This is a genomic window from Rhodococcus sp. OK611 (assembly GCF_003050885.1).
GTDB classification, from domain to species: domain Bacteria; phylum Actinomycetota; class Actinomycetes; order Mycobacteriales; family Mycobacteriaceae; genus Rhodococcus_G; species Rhodococcus_G oryzae.
This window is the reverse complement of record NZ_QAOZ01000019.1, coordinates 120884-142606: the sequence shown is the minus strand read 5'-3', so window position 1 is coordinate 142606 and position 21723 is coordinate 120884. Positions and strand designations below refer to the sequence as shown.

At 68.4% G+C, this 21723-nt stretch carries 21 protein-coding genes, 1 other RNA gene and 1 pseudogene; 17 read left to right on the top strand and 6 right to left on the bottom strand.

What is annotated here, in order from left to right; translation table 11 throughout:
- Positions 1-131: 131 nt before the first annotated feature.
- Positions 132-926 (bottom strand): LLM class flavin-dependent oxidoreductase, encoded by a 795-nt coding sequence (locus C8K38_RS22805; RefSeq protein ID WP_097213656.1) that lies wholly within the window; start codon positions 924-926, stop codon positions 132-134.
- A gap of 134 nt (positions 927-1060) precedes the next feature.
- Here C8K38_RS22805 and C8K38_RS22800 point away from each other — a divergent pair, with 134 nt between their 5' ends.
- Complete coding sequence (locus C8K38_RS22800) at positions 1061-1387, top strand: hypothetical protein (RefSeq protein WP_257017743.1); 327 nt, start codon at positions 1061-1063, stop codon at positions 1385-1387.
- A 63-nt stretch (positions 1388-1450) separates the two neighbouring features.
- Here C8K38_RS22800 and hisN read toward each other — a convergent pair whose 3' ends face one another.
- Positions 1451-2296, bottom strand: a complete 846-nt coding sequence (gene hisN, locus C8K38_RS22795) for a histidinol-phosphatase (RefSeq protein ID WP_097213677.1) — start codon at positions 2294-2296, stop codon at positions 1451-1453.
- Between the two features lie 52 nt (positions 2297-2348).
- Between hisN and C8K38_RS22790 the strand changes: the two genes are divergently transcribed.
- The 7 genes from C8K38_RS22790 to smpB all read left to right on the top strand — a co-directional run bounded on the left by C8K38_RS22790 (position 2349) and on the right by smpB (position 8120).
- Positions 2349-3377, top strand: coding sequence for a metallophosphoesterase family protein (locus tag C8K38_RS22790; protein ID WP_257017749.1), 1029 nt, complete (start codon positions 2349-2351; stop codon positions 3375-3377).
- 49 nt (positions 3378-3426) lie between these two features.
- Entirely contained in the window at positions 3427-4530 is a 1104-nt protein-coding gene (gene prfB / locus C8K38_RS22785; protein WP_097213653.1) for a peptide chain release factor 2, read from the top strand.
- 4 nt (positions 4531-4534) lie between these two features.
- A complete protein-coding gene (locus C8K38_RS22780; RefSeq protein WP_257017742.1) occupies positions 4535-5425 on the top strand; it encodes a mechanosensitive ion channel family protein in 891 nt (296 codons plus the stop codon).
- On the top strand, positions 5422-5862 hold the full coding sequence (locus C8K38_RS22775) for a hypothetical protein (RefSeq protein WP_097213652.1): 441 nt from the start codon (positions 5422-5424) through the stop codon (positions 5860-5862). The genes C8K38_RS22780 and C8K38_RS22775 overlap by 4 nt, the downstream gene beginning before the upstream one ends.
- Positions 5863-5927: 65 nt before the next feature.
- Complete coding sequence (gene ftsE, locus C8K38_RS22770) at positions 5928-6617, top strand: cell division ATP-binding protein FtsE (protein WP_097213651.1); 690 nt, start codon at positions 5928-5930, stop codon at positions 6615-6617.
- 53 nt (positions 6618-6670) lie between these two features.
- Positions 6671-7576, top strand: coding sequence for a permease-like cell division protein FtsX (gene ftsX / locus C8K38_RS22765; RefSeq protein WP_077041092.1), 906 nt, complete (start codon positions 6671-6673; stop codon positions 7574-7576).
- A 67-nt stretch (positions 7577-7643) separates the two neighbouring features.
- A complete protein-coding gene (gene smpB, locus C8K38_RS22760; RefSeq protein WP_077041093.1) occupies positions 7644-8120 on the top strand; it encodes an SsrA-binding protein SmpB in 477 nt (158 codons plus the stop codon).
- On the opposite strand, the gene C8K38_RS22755 is transcribed toward smpB, so the two are convergent.
- Both C8K38_RS22755 and C8K38_RS22750 read right to left on the bottom strand, forming a co-directional pair.
- Positions 8117-10162 (bottom strand): elongation factor G-like protein EF-G2, encoded by a 2046-nt coding sequence (locus C8K38_RS22755; protein ID WP_097213650.1) that lies wholly within the window; start codon positions 10160-10162, stop codon positions 8117-8119. The two genes, smpB and C8K38_RS22755, sit on opposite strands and share 4 nt — an antisense overlap.
- A gap of 91 nt (positions 10163-10253) precedes the next feature.
- A complete protein-coding gene (locus C8K38_RS22750) occupies positions 10254-12341 on the bottom strand; it encodes a membrane dipeptidase (RefSeq protein WP_097213649.1) in 2088 nt (695 codons plus the stop codon).
- A 159-nt stretch (positions 12342-12500) separates the two neighbouring features.
- Here C8K38_RS22750 and ssrA point away from each other — a divergent pair.
- Positions 12501-12871, top strand: a transfer-messenger RNA (tmRNA) gene (gene ssrA, locus C8K38_RS22745).
- A gap of 687 nt (positions 12872-13558) precedes the next feature.
- On the opposite strand, the gene C8K38_RS22740 is transcribed toward ssrA, so the two are convergent.
- Complete coding sequence (locus C8K38_RS22740; RefSeq protein WP_097213648.1) at positions 13559-14761, bottom strand: lipase family protein; 1203 nt, start codon at positions 14759-14761, stop codon at positions 13559-13561.
- A gap of 114 nt (positions 14762-14875) precedes the next feature.
- On the opposite strand from C8K38_RS22740, the gene C8K38_RS22735 reads away from it, so the two are divergent.
- The 6 genes and pseudogenes from C8K38_RS22735 to C8K38_RS22710 form a co-directional block, all read left to right on the top strand.
- Positions 14876-15517, top strand: coding sequence for an LON peptidase substrate-binding domain-containing protein (locus C8K38_RS22735; RefSeq protein ID WP_306455754.1), 642 nt, complete (start codon positions 14876-14878; stop codon positions 15515-15517).
- Entirely contained in the window at positions 15518-15931 is a 414-nt protein-coding gene (gene crcB / locus C8K38_RS22730) for a fluoride efflux transporter CrcB (RefSeq protein WP_306455753.1), read from the top strand.
- A 1-nt stretch (position 15932) separates the two neighbouring features.
- A complete protein-coding gene (locus C8K38_RS22725) occupies positions 15933-16271 on the top strand; it encodes a DUF190 domain-containing protein (protein WP_077043584.1) in 339 nt (112 codons plus the stop codon).
- Positions 16272-16276: 5 nt separating this feature from the next.
- Positions 16277-16633, top strand: coding sequence for a fluoride efflux transporter CrcB (crcB, locus tag C8K38_RS22720; protein WP_245221191.1), 357 nt, complete (start codon positions 16277-16279; stop codon positions 16631-16633).
- Positions 16634-16676: 43 nt separating this feature from the next.
- On the top strand, positions 16677-18320 hold the full coding sequence (pgm, locus tag C8K38_RS22715; protein WP_097213673.1) for a phosphoglucomutase (alpha-D-glucose-1,6-bisphosphate-dependent): 1644 nt from the start codon (positions 16677-16679) through the stop codon (positions 18318-18320).
- Between the two features lie 34 nt (positions 18321-18354).
- Positions 18355-19551, top strand: a pseudogene (locus tag C8K38_RS22710) (MFS transporter); the annotation flags it as partial.
- On the opposite strand, the gene C8K38_RS27860 reads toward C8K38_RS22710, so the two are convergent.
- Positions 19537-20280 carry a VIT1/CCC1 transporter family protein gene (locus C8K38_RS27860; protein WP_097213645.1) on the bottom strand — a complete coding sequence of 248 codons (744 nt, stop codon included), beginning with the start codon at positions 20278-20280 and terminating at the stop codon, positions 19537-19539. The pseudogene C8K38_RS22710 and the gene C8K38_RS27860 sit on opposite strands and share 15 nt — an antisense overlap.
- Positions 20281-20316: 36 nt before the next feature.
- On the opposite strand from C8K38_RS27860, the gene C8K38_RS22700 reads away from it, so the two are divergent.
- A complete protein-coding gene (locus C8K38_RS22700) occupies positions 20317-20805 on the top strand; it encodes a MauE/DoxX family redox-associated membrane protein (protein ID WP_097213672.1) in 489 nt (162 codons plus the stop codon).
- 36 nt (positions 20806-20841) lie between these two features.
- Positions 20842-21582, top strand: a complete 741-nt coding sequence (locus C8K38_RS22695; protein WP_097213644.1) for a DsbA family protein — start codon at positions 20842-20844, stop codon at positions 21580-21582.
- Positions 21583-21723: the final 141 nt, after the last annotated feature.

Here is a 21723-nt window from a genome sequence, read left to right as displayed (position 1 = left end):
GCACCGTCCTCGAAATCCACCGGGCGCTCGACGCCGCGGGCGCCCTCACCTGCGGCGCCACCCCGAAACCCCCCGGTATCGAACATGTGTACGAGTCTATGTGGGGCCACCGACAAGATGATTCCGAGGATTCAGTCGGGGGTGCCTCGATCTATCACTCGAAGTACCTGTTCTGGGGTATGTCCTGGCCAAAAGGCGTGCATCGCCCATGTGGCGCCGGCCGTGCTGAGTGCCTCGAGGTCGACGCCAGGACGAGCTACCACTGCGATATCGAACGACCCAGACGAACCACGCACGGTCTCGATTCTCTCCACGATGCGCGCAACCCCTGCCGCATCTGTTTCGAGTGGGAAGATTCCGTCGTATCGTGCGGCTCGCTCTATCGGGCGGCCCGAAGTGCGCTCGGTACCGAACCACAGCGGAATCCGTGGCTGCTGGACCGGCCGGGGGCGGATCTGCACGTTTTCTGCCACCAGGAGCCCACGGTGGGTGACGGTCTCGCCGGCCCACAATGCGGCCAGAACTTCGGCGCCTTCATCGAGCGCTCGGCCACGCTGACGAGGATCGGCGACGTCACCGAAGGCCGAGTACTCTCGCCCGGCATCGCTGCCTGTGCCCAACCCCACGATCAGTCGGCCACGACTCAGGTGGTCGAGGGTCACCGTCTCGCGTGCCAGTTTGATCACCCGCCGTCGTGGCAGTGGTGTCACCATCGGCCCCAACTTGATCCGGCTGGTGACTGTTGCCGCAGCGGCCAGTACCACCCAGGGATCCGCGATCGCCCACTCGCCCGCTATGGGACTCAGGACGTGATCCCAAACGAAAAGCCCATCCCAGCCCGAATTCTCAGCGGCCTGTGCAATGTCGGTGATCGCGTGCGGGTCAGCCAGTGCGCCGAAGAGCGGCACGTAGATTGCATGACGCATCGTCGAACCATAGCGCCGCTGTGCCCACAATCGGATGGGTCTGCGCAGTTGTGAGTGCGACCATCCAGCCTGACCTACGGGTTGTACTGTGAGCCATGCCATTCCCAGCTCGTCGAGCGCTCCGCGTACGGGCCTTGACGCTCACGGCGATTTTCGGGGCGGGTCTGCTCTACACAATGCTTGTCTACCGCAGTGTCAACGTCTTCACTCCGCCAGAAAGAATCGAGTCACTCGGCAGGACCTACCTTCTTGGCAACACAGAGTTCAGTCGCGAGGAACTTGATCAGCGGTACGGCCCCACTCACACCGAGGCCTGGACGCTCGAGCGAGCGGGCTTCTTGCCGCCCGTGCACGGTATCTATCAGTGGCAGAACGATGAAGTCCGCGGTGAGGCCACGACGAGCGCCTTCCTGAAGTGGGGCGATCGATACATCGCCTACTCGCTCTCGGGCGGCCCGTGAGTGCCCAACAGTCGGCGTCTCGCAATAGCGCAGGCGATGCTCACTCGTCGCCGGCCGAAACAACTACGCAGTGCTCGACTGCTCCAGTCCGAGGCGCTCCAACACCGCGTCGTGCAGCAGGCCGTTGCTCGCCACCGCGCTGCCGCCGTGCGGGCCCGCGCTGCCGTCGAGCGCGGTGAAGCGTCCGCCCGCCTCGCGCACCAGGATGTCCAACGGTGCCAGGTCCCACAGCGAGACCTCGGGTTCGGCTGCGATCTCGAGCGCGCCCTCGGCCAGGAGGCAGTAGGAGTAGAAGTCGCCGTAGCCGCGGACCCGCCACACCTCGTCGGTGAGTGCGATGAACTGGTCGCGGATCCCGCGGTCACGCCAGCCGCTCAGGCTCGCGAAGCTCAGGCTCGCCGACTCCAACCGGTCAACCGCGGACGCCGAGATCCGAGTGGGCTCACCGCCATCGAACGACGCGAAGGCGCCCGTACCCTCGGCGGCCCACCAACGTCGCTTCAATGCCGGTGCGCTGATGACGCCGACCACCGGAACCCCGTCCTGCAGCAGCGCGATCAGCGTGGCCCATACCGGAACTCCGCGGACGAAGTTCTTGGTGCCGTCGATCGGGTCGACCACCCACTGCCTGCCCTCGAACGTCGCGTCGCCGCCGAACTCCTCGCCGAGGACCGCGTCGTCCGGCCGCTCCGCCGCCAGCACCGCCCGGACCGCCCGCTCGACCGCGAGGTCCGCGTCCGAGACCGGGGTGAGGTCGGGCTTGTCGTCGACCTTCAGGTCGAGCGCGCCGAAGCGGGCCATGGTGATGGTGTCGGCCTCATCGGCGATGCGCAGTGCGAGTTCGAGATCGGTCACGGCGAAGACGGTACTCGACCCGGGTCCGGACTTCCTCGGCGATTCACCGCGCATTCAGCGCGAGTCGGGCGGCCGTTTCGCCGTGACTGTGACGATCGGGCTCGTGATGCTGACACGGCGCAGTGTTCTCTTCGGAGGTGGCGCGCTGGCGAGCCTTGCCGCGGCAGAATTCCTCGGTATGACCGCGCCCGCGCCCGGCCCACCTGCCCAGCCGATTCCGAAGCCGTCGACGGCCGTCTGGTTCGACGTTATCTCCGACATCCAGGGCGACCTCACCGACCTCGACCGTGCGCTCGACGGACTCGCGGCGTTCGGCCGGGCGGACGCGCTACTCGTCAACGGGGATCTCACCCCGAACGGCCGCGAGCACGAGTACGAGGAATTGTTCGACCGGCTGCGCCGCAGCGAGCATCCGGCCGCGCTGTACACGATCGGCAACCACGAGTTCTACAACGGTGAATCGAGTGAGGTATCGGTCGCGCGGTTCCTGCGGTACTCGGCGATGCCGGGGCTGTTCTCCGCGCACGAGGTCGGCGGGGTTCCCGTGATCCGGCTCGGCACGACGGACGGCAGCGAGGCGAGTGGGCACTGTGTGATCCTCGGCCGCACCCAGCTGGACTGGCTGCGGGACACCCTCGAGGAGCGCCCGCGCGAGCGCCCGGTGCTGGTGATGAGCCATCACGCGCTGCCGGGCACGGTGTCGGGGACGTTCACCGATCAGCTCACCCAGGCGCCGAAGATCTACAGCGGTGACTATGCGGAATCCGACGAGCTGCTGGCTCTGCTCGCCGGGTTCCCCAACGTGCTGTTGCTGAGCGGCCACACCCATTGGAGCCTGTATCGCGAGGACTGGCTGACCAGGCGGACCGTGCCGGGCGGGCACCCGGACGGGTTCGCGGCGGTCAACACCGGCGCAGTGCAGACCGGATTCGGCCCGGACGGCCGCGGCGGCGAGGAGCCCGTCGACCGGAACGAGAACCAGGGGCTGCGGATCGAGGTGGACGGGCCGACCGTCCGGGTCCACGCGCTCGACTTCCGGCGGAACGCGGTGATCCGGACGGCGGAGTTCCGCGTCGACGGCCGGCCCGGCCCCGTGGTCGTTCCGTCGCCGGGCTGGCCCGGCGCGGTCACCTGAGGGCGACCGCGGCGGCAATCGCCTGCGGGCACCGGTAACCTTGATTCTTGTGCATCCCGACGTTTCCGCAGACCTGGCCGAGCTCAACACCACCCTCACCACCGTCGAGCGGGTGCTGGACGTCGAGGAGCTGCGCCGGCGCATCGACGAACTCGAGCACCAGGCGGCAGATCCGGAGTTGTGGAACAACCAGGAGCACGCCCAGCAGGTGACCAGCCAGCTCTCCCACGCGCAGTCCGAGCTGCGCCGGGTCGAGGGCCTGCGTGGACGCCTCGACGACATGCCGGTGCTCTACGAGCTGGCCGAGGACGAGGGTGCCGACGCCGTCGCCGATGCCGACACCGAGCGTGCGTCGCTGCGCGAGGACATCGCGGCGATGGAAGTCAAGACCATGCTCTCGGGTGAGTACGACGAGCGCGACGCGCTGGTCAACATCCGGTCCGGCGCGGGCGGCATCGACGCCGCGGACTGGGCCGAGATGCTGATGCGCATGTACATCCGCTGGGCCGAGAAGCACGGCTACGGCGTCGAGGTCTACGACGTCTCCTACGCCGAAGAGGCCGGCATCAAGAGTGCGACCTTCGCGGTCAAGGCGCCCTACACGTACGGAACACTCTCCGTGGAGATGGGCACCCACCGCCTGGTGCGGATCAGCCCGTTCGACAACCAGGGCCGCAGGCAGACCTCCTTCGCCGAGGTCGAGGTGCTGCCGGTGGTCGAGACCACCGACCACATCGAGGTCAACGAGAACGACGTCCGCGTCGACGTCTACCGCTCGTCCGGCCCCGGCGGTCAGTCGGTCAACACCACCGACTCCGCGGTGCGGCTGACGCACATCCCCACCGGCATCGTGGTGACCTGTCAGAACGAGAAGTCGCAGCTGCAGAACAAGGTCTCGGCCATGCGGGTGCTGCAGGCCAAGCTGCTCGAGGTCAAGCGCCGCGAGGAGCGGGCCGAGATGGACGCCCTCAAGGGCGACGGTGGCAGCTCCTGGGGCAACCAGATGCGTTCCTACGTGCTGCACCCCTATCAGATGGTCAAGGACCTGCGCACGGAGTACGAGGTGAACAACCCGTCGGCGGTGCTCGACGGCGACATCGACGGCTTCCTCGAGTCCGGCATCCGCTGGCGGATGAGCGCGGAGCAGGTCTGAGTCGGTGTTCACGGCGTTCAAGCTGGTCCCGGATACCGGATTCGAAGTTTGGCTGAGGTCCAGCGGCCTGGAGATCGTGCTCTATGTCATCGGCGGGCTGCTGGTCGGGCGGTTCCTCTCCTGGCTGGGGAACAAGGTCACCGATCGGATCGACCTGAACTACCACCAGGGCGACGCGCTGGTCCGTTCGGAGGCGACCAAGCACAGGCACGCCCTGGCCCAGGTGATCACCTGGGTGCTCATCATCATCGTGTACACCCTGGTGACCATCGAGGTGCTGCAGCGGCTCGGCTTCTCGGTGGCGAGCCTGGTCGCGCCCGCGACCGTGCTCGGTGCCGCGCTCGGTTTCGGCGCGCAGCGTGTGGTGCAGGACATCCTGGCCGGCTTCTTCATCATCGCCGAGCGGCAGTACGGCTTCGGTGACGTCGCGAGGATCGCCATCACCGGATCGTCGGAGGACGCCTACGGAACGGTCGAGGATGTGACCCTGCGGGTGACGCGGCTGCGGTCCTCCGACGGCGAGGTCATCACCGTGCCCAACGGACAGATCGTCAAGGCCGTCAATCTGTCCAAGGACTGGGCGCGGGCCGTGGTCGACGTCCCGATTCCCGCCACCGCGGACATCAACCACGTCAACGACGTACTGCGGGGTGTCGGCCGCGAGGCGTTCGCGGACGCCGATCTCGAACCGCTCCTCCTCGACGAGCCGTCGGTGATGGGCGTGGAGAGTCTCGAGCTGGACACCGTCAACATCCGGATGGTCGCGCGCACCCTGCCCGGCAAGCAGTTCCAGGTGGGACGCGAGCTGCGGGTGCGGGTCGCCGAGGCGCTGCGCCGGGAGGGGATCCTGGTTGGCCCGGAGTTGGCGGCCGATCAGATCGGGGGCAACGTATGACCGCCGAACGTGCGAAGAAGACGGAACCGGCCAACAAGCAGGAGCGACGCTGGTCGGTGCCGAAGACGCTCGGCCGCGCCAGGACCTCCACGGTCGCCCTCTCCGTGGCGTTCGTCGCCACGGCGATGCTGCATGGATACCTCAATCCGGAACCGCCCAAAGACGATGTGATCGGGCCTACGGCGCCGGTGCTTTCGGAGACCCAGTCGCCGACCCCGCAGCGCTCGGAGCCGAGCACGACCACCCCGCCGCCCAGCAGCAGCAGCACCACAACTGGTGCGCCTTCGACCACCTCACAGCAGCCGGTCACGACCACCCCGCCGCCCGTCGTGGTGCTGCCGCCGTGGCTGTCAGTCCCGTCCGGCGTGGAGCTGCCGGAGGGGGTCGTGACGGCCACCCCCGAGACGTCGACCACACCGCCCACACCCACCCCGTAGGGCCTGGACCTGCGGGTCCGTCGAAACCCAAGGTCACCGTCGGATAACGGCTAAACTGGCTCCCCGTGATCAGCGTGGAGAATGTGTCCAAGTCCTACAAGACCTCGTCGAGGCCTGCACTGGACAAGGTGAATGTCTCGGTGGACAAGGGCGAGTTCGTCTTCCTGATCGGCCCTTCCGGGTCCGGGAAGTCCACCTTCATGCGGCTGCTGCTCAAGGAGGACACCCCCACCTCGGGCGACATCAAGGTCGGGGACTTCCACGTGAACCGGCTGTCCGCGCGCCGGGTGCCGAAGCTGCGGCAGAGCATCGGCTGCGTTTTCCAGGACTTCCGGCTGCTGCAGCAGAAGACCGTGACCGAGAACGTGGCCTTCGCCCTCGAGGTGATCGGCAAGCCGCGCAACGTGATCGATCGCACCGTTCCTGAGGTGCTGGACCTGGTCGGCCTGTCCGGCAAGGCGGACCGACTGCCCACCGAACTCTCCGGCGGTGAGCAGCAGCGCGTCGCCATCGCGCGGGCATTCGTGAACCGGCCGCTGGTGCTGCTCGCCGACGAGCCCACCGGCAACCTCGACCCCGACACCACCGGCGACATCATGCTGCTGCTCGAACGGATCAACCGCACCGGAACCACCGTGCTGATGGCCACCCACGACCACCACATCGTCGACTCGATGCGGCGCCGGGTGGTCGAACTCGACCTCGGACGCGTGGTGCGCGACGAGGCCCGCGGTGTCTACGGCGTGGGGCGTTAGGTACCCCCGACCCCTCGCCGTTCACCCCGACATACGAAGGACAAGACTTTCCGATGCGCGCCAGCTTCATCTTCAGCGAGGTTTTCACCGGCCTGCGCCGCAACATCACGATGACCATCGCGATGATCCTGACGACCGCGATCTCGCTCGCCCTGTTCGGCGGCGGACTCCTCGTCGTCCAGATGGCGGGCAAGACACAGCAGATCTTCCTCGATCGGGTCGAGGTGCAGATCTTCCTCACCGATGATGTGTCCATCTCCGACCCCGACTGCAACCAGGACATCTGCTCGGCCCTGCGCAGCGATCTCGAGAGCACCCCGTCGGTGGTGTCCGTGCAGTACCTCAACCGCGCGGACGCGGTGGCGGACGCCAAGGAGCGGGTGTTCAAGGACCAGCCCGAGCTCGCGTCGATGGTGAGCGAAGACTCGCTGCCCGCCTCGTTCAAGATCAAGCTCAGCGACCCGGAGCGGTTCGGGGTGATCAACGATTCGTTCGGTGCTCGACCTGGTGTGCAGAGCGTGCTCAACCAGCGTGACCTGGTCGAGCGGTTGTTCAGCGTGCTGAACGGAATCCGGAACGCGGCCTTCGCGATCGCCATCGTGCAGGCGATCGCCTCGATCCTGCTGATCGCGAACATGGTGCAGATCGCCGCGTTCACCCGTCGCACCGAAGTCGGGATCATGCGGCTCGTCGGCGCGACCCGTTGGTATACCCAGCTCCCGTTCCTCTTGGAGGCCGTGGTCGCCGCGCTGATCGGTGCCGTGCTGGCGATCGCCGGATTGTTCACCGCGAAGAATCTGTTCATCGACGACGTGCTCACCGACGTCTACGACGCGAACATCGTCGCCCGGATCTCGAACAGCGACGTGCTGCTGGTGTCGCCGTTCCTGGTGCTCACCGGCGTCGGCATGGCCGCGATCACCGCCTACATCACGCTGCGGCTCTACGTCCGTGAGTAATCGGTTGCGCCCCGGGCATATCCTGGGGACAGAACTCGATCACTGCGCGGACTGAAGGGGCCCGAACGTGAAGGAAAAGGGCCGCAAGGTCATCGCGACCAACCGCAAGGCGCGACACAACTATTCGATCATCGACGTCTACGAGGCGGGCGTGGCGCTGGTCGGCACCGAGGTGAAGAGCCTGCGCGAGGGCAAGGCGTCGCTCGTCGACGCCTTCGCCACCGTCGACGACGGCGAGGTGTGGCTGCGTGGGCTGCACATCCCCGAGTACACCCAGGGCAGCTGGACCAACCATTCGCCGCGGCGGACCAGGAAGCTGTTGCTGCACAAGCGCGAGATCGAGCACCTGGTCGGCAAGACCAGGGAGGGGAACCAGACGCTGGTCCCGCTCTCGATGTACTTCTCCGACGGCAAGGTCAAGGTGGAGCTCGCCCTCGCCAAGGGCAAGCAGGACTACGACAAGCGTCAGGACCTCGCGCGACGGACGGCCGAGCGGGAGGTCACTCGTGAGCTCGGGCGCCGCGTGAAGGGCATGAGCCGCTAGCGTGCGACCTGGGCCGCCAGCGCGTCGGGCATCAGCTCGTAGCGCAGGTGGCAGCGGGAGAACTCGGCGTTGCCGTGCACGAGTGAGTTGAGCTCGACCGGGTAGCGGGCGAGCTCGATCTCGGGCACCTCGGCCCGCAGCAACGACAGTCCCGGACCCTTCACCTCGGTCCCGAGGACCCGGCCACGCCTGGCAGACAGGTCACTGAGAACGGCGCCGAGATAGTCGTCGGGGAGCGTCACGGCGACGGCGGCGACCGGTTCGAGCAGTCGGATCGAGGTGTGCCCCGCGGCGTCGCGGAGGGCGAGGCTCGCGGCGGTCTGGAAGGCGGCGTCGGAGGAGTCCACCGAGTGCGCCTTCCCGTCGACGAGGGTCACCCGCACGTCCACGAGCGGGTGACCGGTCGCCACGCCCTTCTCCAGTTGGGCGCGCACGCCCTTCTCCACCGACGGGATGAAGCCCTTCGGGACCGCACCGCCCACCACGTGTTCGCGGAACTCGAATCCCGATCCGGTCGGTAGCGGTTCGACCTCGAGGTCGCAGATCGCGTACTGGCCGTGGCCGCCGGACTGCTTGACAAGCCGACCGTGCCCGGATGCGTTGCCGCCGAACGTCTCCCGCAGTGCCACCTGGTACGGCACGGTGTCCACGTGGACGCCGTGCCGGTTGCGCAACCGGTCGAGCGCCACCTCGGCGTGCGCGTCGCCCGTGCACCACAGGACCAGTTGGTGGGTGTCCGGGTTCTGTTCCAGCCGCAGGGCCGGGTCCTCGGTGGTCAGCCGGGTCAGTGCCTGGGAGAGCTTGTCCTCGTCGGTCTTGCTGTGCGCCTCGACGCCGACCGGCAGCAGCGGCACCGGCAGCGCCCATGCCTCCAGCGGGGCAGGGTCCTCGGTGTCGCCGATGGTGTCGCCGATGTGGACGGTCAGCTTGGGCAGGCAGACGATGTCGCCCGCGACCGCCTCGGGCACCGGTCGCTGCAGCTTGCCGAACGGGCCGGTGAGGGTGGTGACCTTCTCGTCGGTGCTCGCACCGGAGGTGGCTGCCGCGCCTGCGACGTGGACGTGGGTGTCGGGGAGCAGCGTGCCGGAGAAGACGCGTACGAGGCTGATGCGGCCGACGTAGGCGTCGCCGGTGATCCGGATGACCTGAGCGGCGAGCGGGGCCTCGGGGTCGGCCGCGGGCGCGGGTCCGCGCCGGTGGGTGGGATCCGGGAACGCGCCGGTGATGAGGTCGAGCAGTTCCGCCGCGCCGACGCCGTTGTCGGTGACGGCGAGGGCGGGGTGCAGGGCGCAGTCGACGATCTCCCGGCGCAGGCCGTCGGTCAGCGCCTCCTCGTCGAGCGGTTCGCCCGCGAGGTAGCGCTCCATGAGGCCGTCGTCCTGGCCGGAGATGGCCTCGACGAGGCTCTCGCGCGCCGCGTCGGCATCGGGGCAGGCGCCGGGTTCGCCGTAGCTGCGCCCGGTGAGCAGGCCGAGCGACCCGCAGGGCCTGCCGTCGGCGAAGACCGGGAGGTAGACCGGCCGCAGCGTGTCGGTGCCGAGGCCGAACGCGTCGTGACAGGCGGTGAGGATCTCGTCGAAGCTGCCGCGGGCCACGTCGAGTTTGGCCACCACGATGGCGCGGGGGATGCCTGCCGCGGCACATTCGCGCCACAGCGCGCGGGTGGGGGTGGTCACCGGGTCGGTGGCCGAGACCACGAAGACGGCGGCGTCGGCGGCGTGCAGACCGGCCCGCAGCTCGGCGCCGAAGTCGGGATGGCCAGGCGGGTCGAGGAGATTGACCTTGCAGCCGTTCCACTCCAGCGGCAGGACCGCGAGCTGGACCGATCGTTGCTGTTGGTGCTCGATCTCTTCGTAGTCGGAGACCGTGTTGCCGTCCGGGATCCGGCCGGCCCGGCCGATGGCCCCGGCGGCGAACGCGAGCGACTCGGCCAGCGTGGTCTTGCCCGCGCCGCTGCACCCGATCAGGACCACATTGCGCAGCTGCTCGGGACGCGAGGCGGGTGGGGCGTTGCCCGCGCGAACCGTCATCCGGTCGGCCATCGATGTCTCCTCCCGCAGCGACGGGCTGACCCGATTCTAGGCGGGTCGGCCCGTCGCAGCCGGAGGAATGACCTATCGAGGGTGCAACAACCTACTTCGCGACGCGCTCCCACATCTGCAGGTAGGCCTCGGCACCGCGGCTCATGTCCTCGATGATCTGGTCGCCGTCGTCCCCGGCGGCGATCCGCATGTCCGCGATCCAGTCGGGGATCAGCCCGTACTGCGCGACGCCGTCCTTGTTGAGGTCGAAGACGCGCTCGCCGGTGCGCTGGCGATCCATCGTCGTGCCGCCGTCGAAGGTCTTGTACGGATACTGCAGCGGGTTGGTGTCGGCGTCCTCACGCGGGCGCGCCTGCGGGCCGAAGCCGTTGGTGTCCGCGCCGTAGCCGAAGCCGTAGTAGTAGTCCTCGCTGCGGTCCGCGCGGGCCTTGCGCCAGGCGGTGACGAAGTTCTCCTTCTTCGGGTCGGAGTTGAGGCCCGAGGCGTAGGCGGCGACGAAGCCGCCGAGCGCGTAGATCCGCTCGTAGTTCAGCGGGTCGGTCCAACTGTGGCTCGAGACCACACCGGAGTACTTGGCCTCCTCGAGGATCCGGAGAGTGTCCTCGGCGGTCTTGACGCTCATGTGGTCGACGTCGACGATCATGCCGCGATCCATCATGCCGCGGACCATGTGCTCGCCGAGCTTCGTCAGGCCGCGGGTGTTGCAGAGCGGGCCGGACGGGTAGACCGGTGTGGTGACACCGGGCGGCAGCGCGGACATCACCTCGGCCGGCGCGTCGCCGAAGGAGAGCAGCGGGTTGTCGTGCACCGGGCCCTTGCAGGATTCGGCCTCCCAGAACTTGCCGGTGCTGAGGAAGTTGCCCGCGTTGACAGCGATGCCCTGGATGCCGCCGTCGAAGCGGACACCGCCGAAGGCGTTGTCGAACTTGTGCGTGACGATCATCTGCCGCACGCCCATCGCGTAGACCTCGTCGAGGCCACGGTCGACATCGGCCTCGGTGCACTGGGGCACGTCGTTGCGCTGCGAGCACCCGAACGGTTCGGAGGTCTCGATGCCGATCGTCACCGCGAGCTTGCCCTCGCTGGCGACCTTGCGGACCTCCTCGGGAGATCGGACGACCCGGAACCAGCCGCGGCCGGGGCCGCCGTACTGGGCGTCGATGTAGTCCTGCATCTGCCGGACCTGCTCGGCCTGCGCACGGATGGTGTCCATGTCGTTGCAGGAGCGGTTCTTGAGCGGGTAGATGTCGCAGAGGACCCGGTTGTTCACCAACAGGTTGGTGAAGATGCGCAGTCCGCCGCGCCAGGCGCGCTCCACCCACCGGTAGTAGGTCTGCTCGTGGGTCAGCGAGTCGGCGTCCGGCCAGTCCTCGAAGGTCGGCCAGCCTACGGTGTCGTGCTCCGCGACCGGGCTGCCGTGCGACAGGATGTTCTCGAGCAGCGCCGGCATCCCGTCCTTGCCGTGGTCGGCGCAGTCGCGCAGCGCGACGGTGATGCCTTGCGGGTCGAAGGGGGTGCCGCAGTGCACCTGGCCGCCGATGAACAGGTTGGCGTCGAGGTGGACGTGCGCGTCGATGAACCCGCGCACCTCGCCGTTCGGTCCGGTGCCGGAGAGCGGCTTACCGGTCGCGTTCACCTCGGAGTCCGGGAAGGTCGCGCAGCCCTCGGCCGGGGTGAGGACGAATCGTCCGCCCGCGGGATTGACGCCGGGGTCGGTGAGCTCCAGCCCACCGTTCGCGGCGGTGAGCTGGCTGCCGTTGTCCGTCGCGGTGACCGCGTAGGTGCCGTCGGTGTGCGTCAGCGTCCAGTCGGTGGTCGGCAGCGCGTCGCGGGTCGAGACCACCGCACTCTTGCCGTCGTGGGCGAGCATGTCGCCGCCCTTGCCGTAGAACATGAACCGGCCCAGCTGCGCCGCATGCGTGCGGAACGCCTCGGCACCGCCGACCGTGTCGGCGTCAGCGCGGTAGCCGCCGTCGGCGCGGCGGACGAACTTCCCGCTCTGCTCCGACTTGAGGGCGTAGCAGCCGTTCGCCAGCCCGAAGACGGGATCGTCACCGGGGCCGATCGGGTCGGACGAGGGCTGAGACGCCGCGATCCCACCGCCGGCCAGGACCAGCGCCAGCGTGGCGGCCAGCGCGTTTACCCATCGACGGCGTGTACGCCCTGGTTGATGTGTCATGTGGCTTCGACTTCCCCGATCAATCAGCTAACTATTTTGCTGAGAAGGGTAGTTGATTTTGGACGGACGTCCAGATGAAACGCCGCGGAATTTAATGGGATGATTTCGCGGCGCAGGGGCGTTACAGTATGTGGTCCCAGCACGGTGTTGGGTACGTACGGGGCTGAACGGTTTCGACTTTGTACGTTGAGTTAGGGGAAGCGTGTCGGTGCAGGCAAGAGACCACCGTAAGCGTCGCTGCAAACCTATAAGCGCCGATTCCAATCAGCGCGACTACGCTCTCGCTGCCTAAGTAGCGAAGCGTGTCTGTCAGTCCGATCTCGCCCTCGGGTCGGGTACTGGCATCAGCTAGAGGGCTTTACCGGTCGGCTCGGTCACGGAGTCGTTCGGGACATCAAACAGTGACTGGGATCGTCATCACGGCTTGTTCGCGAGACCGGGAGATCCGAGTAGAGGCTTAGCGAACTGCACACGGAGAAGCCCTAGCGATTCGGCGGAGGACCCGGGTTCGATTCCCGGCAGCTCCACACAGGCCAGGCCGGAGAGTCATCACAGACTCTCCGGCCTGGCCCTTTTTGTGCAGGAGACACGCGGCCAGGAGCTCCAGTGTTGCCGATGCGTAACGTCGGGTTACGGAACCCTACCGCCAGGTTTCTTTCTTGTAATGCATTGCGCCCCAGGGTGTTCAGGGCTTGGTGATGATGCTTTCGCTCGGCTACAAATGCATCAGCGCCGAGGTGGCGTCACAGCGAAGCGAGGCTTCACGGTCGAGAAGGAGTGATCACATGGGATCGACAGCAGAGGATCTCACCATGGTCGCAGCAGGGGCGACCTTGGTGTCGGCGCTGGTTGCGGTGATCGCGGGCGTCGCAGGCGTCGCATCGCTTTCTGCGTGAGCGTGCCCACGCTCAACGCCAGCTGAGAGGGCCCCGCAGTCGAAGTCGGCTGCGGGGCCTCGCTGTGTTCGGTGCCGTGTGCCGAACCCGGCCGGGTCAGCGCGGCGGGGGGAGCAGGGCGGTGACATCCGAGCTCCGCCGATGCCATCGCACGCTCCCCGAACTCGGTGAGATAGCCGCCGACCCGAGGTCCGGCCGGGCGGAATTCAGGCCCGCGAGGATGTACACGTGGTAGGTGCTCGCCCCTTGCAGGACGTCGAGGGCAGCCGAGTCGTCGATGGGTGAGCCACGAATCGCGCACCCGACGTCACGCCGCCGACCTCAGCAGTTGCTCGGCGCGGGCTGACCGGCGAACCTGCCGTCGAGCCAGCCGAGCACCCCCGGTAGCCCCTCGATGCTGGTCGGGCCGTGGTCTCCGGGGAACACGCTGAACTGGACAGGAACACCGGCCGCGCAGTATCTGCCGACGGTCGCCGCGATCGAATCCAGGGGGGCCAGCTGATCGCCGTTGCCGTGCCAGACGTACACCGGTGCCCGGGGGAGTCCGGGGAACATCATCAGGCTGTTCTCATCGAAGATCGCCCGCACGGCAGGCTCGTTGATCTTGGCTGGATCGGCGGATACCTCTGCCGCGCTGTGATTTGCTCCGGCGTCGATGATCTCCTGGGAGCAGGCGTTGGCGATCCGGTCGCGCAGGGCCAGGCCCGCGCCGGTGAGGCCGCTGGCCAACGGGATCGAGGACGGGTACTCGCGTTCGAGACCGAGCGTGGCGGCGAAGCCGAGGCCGAACAGGGGATGCGGCGCGGTCCCGAGCCCGTTCGCGAGCTCGCTGAGGTTCGCAGGGACGCCGCCCGCCGCGACGCCGACGATGGGGAGTTCGGGGGCGTAGGTCGGCGCCAGGGCACCCGCCCAGCCGCTGGTCATCCCGCCGCCCGAGTAGCCGGCGAGCCCGACGGGGCTGTGACCGAGCCTCGCCTCGGGCAGGTGCTGCACCGCTCGTACCCCGTCGAGGACGATCTGACCACCCAGCCTGGCGGCGCCGTAGGCGCTGGTCGGGCCGAGGTGATCGGGCAGGGCGATCGCCCAGCCCCGCATCAGTGCGAGGTTCACCACCGGGGCCTCTTGGAGCTGTCCGTTGAACAACGTGTGTGACGGTCCGCATCGGGTCCCGAGTGCGTTGATGATGGCCTGGTACGACAGCAGCGGCCGGTCCACTCCGCCGCGCGGGACGAGGACGGTCGTCACGGCGGCAACCGGGTGGCCCGACGAGTTCGTGGAGCGGTAGGCGATCTGCCAGCCGTCCGCGTTCCCGAACCGGGAGACGTCGACCGGTCTGCTGCGGAGGATGTCGCCGTTCGCCCTGGCGGCCAGGTCCGGCGACGCCCAGTAGAAGGGGTCGGGGTCGGGCGCGGGCATCAGCGGCTGGGCCTGTGCGGCCGCGGGCGGCGCGGTGATCGCCGGTGAGATGGCGAGCGCGAGTGCCGCGAGGAGGGCCGAAGCGGAATCTCTGAGTGTGACTCTCATCGAAAGCCTCCGATGAATGGTGGGAGAAACCGGCACCATGACGCAGCTCACACTAGCGAAGATCGGCGCGCTCTTTCGCGGTTATCGGCGCGACACCCGGATCGAGGGCATGCTGTGACCGTGGATGCTCTGCCGATGTTCCCGCTCGGGTCCGTGTTGCTCCCCGGTGAGCTGCTGCCGTTGCAGGTGTTCGAGCCGCGCTACCTCGAGATGGTCGAGGACCTCACCTCGTCCCCGGACCTCCGGCGATTCGGCGTGGTCCTCATCACCCGCGGCCACGAGGTGGGCGGCGGCGACGAGCGCGCCGACATCGGGACCGTGGCGCGGATCGTCGACTACGAGCGGGTGCAGGGAGGGCGACTGCTGCTCGGCTGCGTCGGCGAGGGCCGCATCCGGGTGCGCCGCTGGCTGCCGGACAACCCCTACCCGCGGGCGGACGTGGAACCGTGGCCCGACGAGGGTTCGGACTTCGGGTCGGACTCGATCGACGAGGTCGGCGCGCTGGTGGACGAACTCGGCGGGCTGCTGATCAGGTCCGCGGCGGTGCGTGGCATCCCGGTACCGGGGTTTCCCAAATTGGACGAGTTGCCGGGTGAGATGGGCGACCGCGTCTACGCCCTCGCGGCGACCCTCCCGCTTGTCGCGGTGGATCGGCTGAGGTTGCTGTCGGCGCCCGGGCCGGGCGAACGTCTGATGGTCCTCGCCGAGGCCCTCGGCGACGTGATCGCCGCGGTGCGGTTCAGGCTGTCGGAGTAGATGATCGACATGCGCGGTGAGGGATCGCTACTCGCGGTGGTCGCGCTCGGCGGCGGGATCGGTGCGCTCGCGAGATACGGCATCGCGCACGCGATGCCCACTCGGGAGATCCCGTGGGCGACGCTGATCACCAACGTGACCGGCTGCCTGCTGATCGGCATCCTCATGGTGCTCATTACCGAGGTCTGGACGGCGCACCGGTTGCTGCGACCGTTCCTCGGGGTCGGGGTGCTCGGCGGCTTCACCACTTTCTCGACCTATGCGGTCGAGGTGCGGGGGCTGCTGGCGTCCGGCAACTATCCGATCGCGTTCGGCTATCTCTTCGGGACGGTGATCGCGGCGCTCGCCGCCGTCCTGGTGGGAGTGTGGGGCGCGCGGCTCATCACCGGTGCCGTCGCCGGGAAAGGAAGCTGACATGTCTTACTCGCGCACGGAGATGCGGCTGTCGATCATCCTCGGGCAGGACGACCTCTGGCATCACAAGCCGAAGTACCAGGAGATCGTCAAGCGCGCCCGTGCCGCCGGGCTGAGCGGTGCCAGTGTGTGGCGGGGTGTCGAGGGGTATGGCGCGTCCGCGCACATCCACACCACCAGGCTCCTCGACCTGGCCGACGGATTGCCGCTGCTGGTGGTCGCGGTGGACACCGAGGAGCGGATCCGCGGGTTCCTTGACGGCATCGGTGAACTGCTCACCGAGGCCACCGTGACCCTCGAGGGCGTCGAGCGGGTGCACTTCACCGAGGACCGGCCGTGACGGTGATGCTGGTCGTCCTCGGCGGCATGGTCGGCGCGCCCACGCGCTTCCTGCTCGACCGCGCCGTCGGTTCCCGCACCGACAGCGCGTTCCCGTTGGGGACCCTCACTGTGAACGTGATCGGGTCGCTGATCCTCGGTGCGCTGGTCGGCGGCGCCGCCCATGGCGGTGAGGTGATGGCCCTCGTGGGCACCGGATTCTGTGGTGCGCTGACCACGTACAGCACCTTCGGCTACGAGACGGTCCGGCTCGTCGAGGACGGGGTGCGTTTGTACGCGCTGGCCAACATCGTGGTCAGCGTCGCGGCCGGGATCGCCGCCGCGGCACTGGGGTTCGCCGTCGCGCACGCCGCGCTCGCGTGATCGAATGGCCATGACCGACAATCACCGAACGAGGAGGCGCGCCGTGGCGCACGATCGAGCGGGCACGCTTGCCCAGCCGCAGGATCTCGAGGACCTCGCGCAGCTGGTGACGGCCTACTACAGCCGCATCCCCGATCCGGAGAACCCGGACGAACGGGTCGCGTTCGGCACCTCAGGGCACCGCGGATCCAGCCTGGACGGCGCCTTCAACGAGGCGCACATCCTCGCCACCACGCAGGCCATCGCCGAGTATCGGGCACGTCAGTCGATCACCGGACCGCTGTTCCTCGGCCGCGACACCCACGCGCTCTCCGAGCCCGCCTGGACCAGCGCGCTCGAAGTCCTCGCGGCCAATGACGTTGTGGTGCTGATCGATTCCGGCGGCCGCTACACCCCGACCCCAGCGGTCAGTCATGCGATCCTGCGGCACAACGCCTCCGGTACGGCCGCACCGGCAGACGGCATCGTGGTGACGCCCTCGCACAACCCGCCACGCGACGGTGGATTCAAGTACAACCCGCCACACGGTGGCCCCGCAGACAGCACCGCGACCGCGTCCATCGAGGCCCGCGCAAACGAGCTGATCGCGGCAGGCCTGGTCGGGGTCAAGCGGGTCACGCTCGCCGCGGCGCTCGCGAGCGCAGCCCGTCCCTACGACTTCCTCGCCACGTACCTCGACGACCTGCCGAACGTGGTCGACCTCGACGCGGTCCGCGACGCAGGCATCCGGATCGGCGCGGATCCGCTCGGCGGTGCCAGCGTCGACTACTGGGGTGCGATCGCCGAGCGCCACCGCCTCGATCTGACGGTGGTGAACCCACTGGTGGATGCGACGTGGCGGTTCATGACCCTCGACACCGATGGCAAGATCAGGATGGACTGTTCGTCCCCGGACGCGATGGCCTCGCTGATCGGGGCGCGGAACCGGTTCGACATCGCCACCGGCAACGATGCGGACGCCGATCGGCACGGCATCGTCACCCCAGACGGCGGGTTGATGAACCCGAACCACTATCTCGCGGTGGCCATCGACTACCTATACGCGAACCGGCCAGGCTGGGCGCCGGGCACCAAGGTCGGCAAGACCTTGGTGAGCTCTTCGATGATCGATCGGGTGGTGGCGGGTCTCGGCCGGGAATTGGTGGAGGTACCCGTCGGGTTCAAATGGTTCGTGCCGGGCCTGCTGACGGGTGAGCTGGGCTTCGGCGGCGAGGAGAGCGCCGGGGCATCGTTCCTGCGCACCGACGGCCGGGTGTGGACGACGGACAAGGACGGCATCATCATGGCGCTGCTGGCGTCCGAGATCACCGCCGTCACCGGGCGCTCGCCCGCGGCCCGGTACGCCGAGCTGGCGCAGCGGTACGGCAGCCCCGAGTACGCCCGGGTCGACGCACCCGCCACCCGAGAGCAGAAGGCCGCCCTGGCGGCGCTGTCCTCGGAGCAGGTCACCGCGACCGAGCTGGCGGGCGAGCCGATCACCGCCACGCTCACCGCGGCGCCCGGCAACGGTGCGGCGCTCGGTGGGCTCAAGGTCTGCACGGAGAACGCCTGGTTCGCCGCGCGGCCGTCGGGTACCGAGGACAAGTACAAGATCTACGCCGAATCGTTCAGGGGCGGGGAGCATCTCGCCCAGGTGCAGGACGAGGCGCGGGAGCTGGTGGCGCGGGCGCTGGGAGCAGACGCCTGAGCCTTTGCGCCGCTGGCTAGGATCGGTGGCAATCATGCATACCACCGCAAATAAGCTGCCACGCGAGATCTGGGTCCTGGTCTCCGCCAGTTTCGTCATCGCCCTCGGGTTCGGCATCGTCGCCCCTGCGCTGCCGCAGTTCGCCCGCAGCTTCGACGTCGGGTACATCGCCACGTTCTCGGTGATCAGCGTGTTCGCCCTGATGCGACTGCTGTTCGCGCCTCTCAGTGGGGCGCTGGTCCAGCGGTTGGGGGAGCGCCCGACGTATCTCACCGGGCTGTTGATCGTCGCGGTCTCGTCCGGTGCGGTGGCCTTCGCCCAGGGCTACTGGCAGCTGCTGCTGTTCCGGGCGATCGGCGGCATCGGGTCGACCATGTTCACCGTGTCCGCGCTCGGACTGTTGATCCGGATCACGCCGCCGGGCATCCGCGGGCGGGTGTCGGGCCTGTATGCGACGTCCTTCCTGTTCGGCACCATCGGCGGGCCGCTGGTCGGCGGCGCGCTCGCCGGCTTCGGGCTGCGCGCCCCGTTCCTCATCTACGCCGTCGCGCTGCTGATCGCGGCGGCGGTGGTGTACCTCAGCCTGCGCGAGTCCGCATTGGCCGCACCGGATTCGGGCGGCCACGTCGTCACGATGACGCTGCGCGAGGCGCTGGCGTCGGCCACCTACCGCGCTTCCCTGGTGTCGAACTTCGCCAACGGCTGGGTGTCGTTCGGCGTTCGGGTCGCGATGGTGCCGCTGTTCGTGGTCGAGGCGCTGGACCAGGGCACCGCGCTGGCGGGTGTGGCGCTGACCGTGTACGCGATCGGCAACGCGCTGGTGCAGATCCCGGCGGGCCGGATGTCGGATGTGCGCGGCAGGCGGCCGTTCGTGCTGGCCGGGCTGGCCGTCGCAGGGGCGGCGACGATGCTCCTCGGATTCAGCGAGAACCTGCTGGTGTTCCTCGCGCTGTCGCTCGTCGCGGGCGTGGGGTCCGGGCTGATGAACCCGGCCCAGCAGGCCGCGGTCGCGGACGTGATCGGCTCCAAGGCCAGGGGCGGTCCGGTGCTGGCCACCTTCCAGATGGCCTCCGACGTCGGGGTGGTGGCCGGTCCGCTGGTGGCCGGGGTGTTGGCCCAGTACCTGTCCTACGGGGTGGCCTTCGCGGTCACCGGCGCGCTGATGCTGCTCCCGATCGCGTTCTGGCTCGTCGCGCCGCGGACCATCCCACAGGCGTCAACCGGGGATGCCGACCCCGATCAGCGCGCCGACCAGGTAGGTGGCGGCGACGGCGATCCCGCCGAAGGCGAGCTGCCGGAGCGCACCGCGGACCTTCGACTTCGCAGTGAAGCTCGCCGCGATCGCGCCGACGATCAGTAGGCCGATCCCGCCAACGGTCAGCCCGGCGACGAGTGACTCGAATCCGAGCAGGTACGGGATCAGCGGGATGATCGCGCCGACACAGAACATCAGGAACGAGGAACCGGCCGCCACCAGCGGTGAGGGCTTCTCGCTTGGGTTGACGCCGAGCTCGTGGGTGAGGTGGATGTTCACCGCGCGTGCGGAGTCGTTGTGTACCTCGGCGGCCGCGGCCTCCGCGGTCGCCTCGCTCATCCCCATCGCGGTGAAGGTCTCGACCAGTTCGGCCTGTTCGGCCTCGGGGTAGCGGGCCTGCGAACGCGTCTCGACCTTCACCTCCGCCTCGATCTGCTCGTTCGCGGTGGAGACCGAGGCGAACTCGCCGAGGGCCATGGAGAACGCGCCTGCCACCAGGCCTGCGACGCCGCTGAGGATCACGGTGTGCGCGTCGACTCCCGCGCCGCCGACGCCTGCGATCAGCGAGGTGTTGGTGACCAGGCCGTCCATCGCGCCGAACGTCGCCGCTCGGAGCCAGCCGCCGGACACGTTCGAATGGGTGTGATCGAACTCATGGGGGAGCGCGTTCTCGGTGGCGTCGGGCCCCGGCTGCGGCTCGCTCATACCGGTGAATCTACGCCGATCGGTACCGTGGGCCAGGTGTGGATTCGTATCGTCAGCCTGCTCGCCAGGCTCGGGCTTGCCGCCGTCTGGTTGATCTCGGGAGTGCTCAAGGCCGCAGACCCGGCGGGAACGGTGATCGCCGTGCGCGCCTACCAGCTGCTGCCGGAGTCGTTGGTGCGGCCGGTCGCGAACACGCTGCCGTTCCTCGAGATAGCGCTCGGACTGTTGTTGCTGATCGGCCTGGGGGTCCGGATCGCGGCGATCGCGTCGGCGCTGCTACTCGTGGTGCTGATCGGGGTGATCATCTCGGTGTGGGCGCGCGGGCTGTCCATCGACTGCGGTTGCTTCGGTGGCGGCGGGGCCGCGGATGTCGACGGCTGGGACTACGCCCGCGAGATCGCCCGCGACGTCGGGTTCCTCGCCATGGCCGCGTGGCTCACCGTCTTCCCCCGCAGCCCGTTCGCGCTGGGGCCCGGATCGAGGCCCGCACTCTCAGTGCCCGCTCAGCATGAGATGGCAGAGTAAAGCCACATTTGACTCTCGGAGCGAAGGACTGCATCTGTGAATGCGAAGAACAAGCCCGTCACCTCTCTGCAGCCGACGTCGAGTCGGTCGACGTACATTCTCGGAGGGTTGGCGATCCTGGTGATCGCCGCTGTCGTGATCGGCGGGGTGATCTGGCAGAGCAACCGCAGCAAGCCGCGCAACGAGGGCTATGGGGCCGTGTCGAACTCGGCCGTGCAGGTGGCGGTGCAGGAGGACGGCGCCGTGCGGATCGGTCAGCCGGAGGCGGCCACCACGATCGACGTCTTCGAGGATCCGATGTGCCCGTACTGCGCCGAGCTGGAGAACACGAACGGCCAGGAGTTGGCGCAGAAGGTCGACGAGGGCAAGGTCGCGGTGCGGTACCACGTCCTCGACTTCCTCAACCGGCTCTCGGCCAGCGGTGACTACTCGACCCGCGCGGTGGCCGCGTCGATGTGCGTGGCGGAGAGCGGCGACGCGATCGCCTACTCCAAGTTCCACGCGGCGCTGTTCTCGCCCGAGAACCAGCCAAAGGAGAACGGCTCCTCGGATCACTCCAATGCGGACCTGGCCCAGATCGCCAAGGACTCCGGCGCCAACGACGCCGCGGTGGCGTGCATCTCGGACGGCGCCAAGGTGAACGACGCCGCCGCGGCGGCGCAGAAGGGCCGCGAGGCGCTCGCGGCCAGCGGTGCGGCCGGAACGCCCACCGTCATCGTGAACGGCACCATGATCGATGCCCTCGGGAATCCGAACTGGGTCGCCGAGCTGAACTGACTCGGGTCGCGAGGGGCGGACGGCGAGAGCGAGCCGCCCGCCCCTCGCTCCATCCGAGTAGGCTTTGACCAGGCAATTTGTTGGCCGGAGTGGCAATGGTGTAACTTTCTTCGAGCACGGAGGAGCACGCACTCCGGTGCG

What these genes read in the sequence shown, in the direction of transcription:
- crcB (WP_245221191.1), top strand. Translation starts at nt 16,277, where the DNA reads ATGCTGGTCGTCCTCGGCGGCATGGTCGGCGCGCCCACGCGCTTCCTG.
- crcB (WP_306455753.1), top strand. Translation starts at nt 15,518, where the DNA reads ATGATCGACATGCGCGGTGAGGGATCGCTACTCGCGGTGGTCGCGCTC.
- C8K38_RS22740 (WP_097213648.1), bottom strand. Translation starts at nt 14,761, where the DNA reads ATGAGAGTCACACTCAGAGATTCCGCTTCGGCCCTCCTCGCGGCACTC.
- hisN (WP_097213677.1), bottom strand. Translation starts at nt 2,296, where the DNA reads ATGCGCGGTGAATCGCCGAGGAAGTCCGGACCCGGGTCGAGTACCGTC.
- C8K38_RS27860 (WP_097213645.1), bottom strand. Translation starts at nt 20,280, where the DNA reads ATGAGCGAGCCGCAGCCGGGGCCCGACGCCACCGAGAACGCGCTCCCC.
- C8K38_RS22790 (WP_257017749.1), top strand. Translation starts at nt 2,349, where the DNA reads ATGCTGACACGGCGCAGTGTTCTCTTCGGAGGTGGCGCGCTGGCGAGC.
- C8K38_RS22775 (WP_097213652.1), top strand. Translation starts at nt 5,422, where the DNA reads ATGACCGCCGAACGTGCGAAGAAGACGGAACCGGCCAACAAGCAGGAG.
- C8K38_RS22755 (WP_097213650.1), bottom strand. Translation starts at nt 10,162, where the DNA reads ATGGCCGACCGGATGACGGTTCGCGCGGGCAACGCCCCACCCGCCTCG.
- ftsX (WP_077041092.1), top strand. Translation starts at nt 6,671, where the DNA reads ATGCGCGCCAGCTTCATCTTCAGCGAGGTTTTCACCGGCCTGCGCCGC.
- C8K38_RS22725 (WP_077043584.1), top strand. Translation starts at nt 15,933, where the DNA reads ATGTCTTACTCGCGCACGGAGATGCGGCTGTCGATCATCCTCGGGCAG.
- C8K38_RS22750 (WP_097213649.1), bottom strand. Translation starts at nt 12,341, where the DNA reads ATGACACATCAACCAGGGCGTACACGCCGTCGATGGGTAAACGCGCTG.
- C8K38_RS22805 (WP_097213656.1), bottom strand. Translation starts at nt 926, where the DNA reads ATGCGTCATGCAATCTACGTGCCGCTCTTCGGCGCACTGGCTGACCCG.